Origin of the sequence: Lacihabitans soyangensis, from assembly GCF_024343775.1 — a bacterium.
GTDB lineage: Bacteria > Bacteroidota > Bacteroidia > Cytophagales > Spirosomataceae > Leadbetterella > Leadbetterella soyangensis.
In genome coordinates this window covers 1-915 of record NZ_RJUF01000160.1, presented here as the reverse complement: position 1 = coordinate 915, position 915 = coordinate 1, and the positions used below count along the sequence as shown (strand labels likewise).

1 protein-coding gene is annotated in these 915 nt (G+C 41.2%); it reads right to left on the bottom strand.

The annotated features are described in order from the left end of the window. Nucleotides 1–915 (bottom strand): hypothetical protein (locus EGI31_RS15215; RefSeq protein WP_255038005.1); only part of this gene is annotated, 915 nt, incomplete at both ends.

Below are 915 nucleotides of genomic sequence, written 5' to 3'. Positions count from 1 at the left end.
TCCGTTGCCAGATATAACTGGCATATCCTGTTGGTGCTGAAAGCTCTATTGTTTCACCTCTAGCCGAGCAAAGCAATATCGGAAGACTCACACATGATTTCGCTATATCGTCTTCAGTGGGAATACTATTACCCGGCTGAGAATCAACATCTGCTCTATCTTGTGTGTGTACCCAAGCCATATTACATGCTAGACCACCTACTGATGTCATAACTCTAGCACTTACTGTCATCGTAGCAGTATCACCTGCAGCGATGTTAATACCTGACCAAATACCTGTGATGGCATTGAAATTACCCTCAGAAACAGTATGTGAAACATAAATCATATTAGAAGTTAGACTATCTCTGACACTTATTGCAACCAAATCAGCTAAAGTATCTTTTCTGAAAACCTTTACGGTAAAAGTGATAATATCGTCAACATTAACTTGACATTGAGAATTTGAGGTTTTTGTCAACTCCACATCAACTAGGCTCGGAGCATTCGCAATTAGCGAAACTTGAGATTGGTTTGATGTGTTACCATCGTTGTCATTTCCAGTGTAGAATATAGGAGTCGGATTTCCGACAAATCCACTGGCAGGAGTAAATGTAATTGTTCCCGTAATAGGATTTACAGTCCAAACACCTTCACCAAGAACAGTCTTAGTTTTACCATTGCTGAGTGGGTCAGCACCAACAATGGTTACTGTTGAAGGAACAATGGTGTCACCATTGCTATCGTTAGCCAATATATCGACTGTCTTTGGCAAGCCAGGTATGTAAACATCAGAATTGTTTACCGTTTTAGGCAGATAATCTACCCACAATATCGCTGTATCTGATTTGCCTGTAGCCGTTTCTGTCATGTTATACACAATCGGCGTTGGGTCTGATTTGAACGTCGTCTCTGGCGTAAAGCCTGCTATGCCTG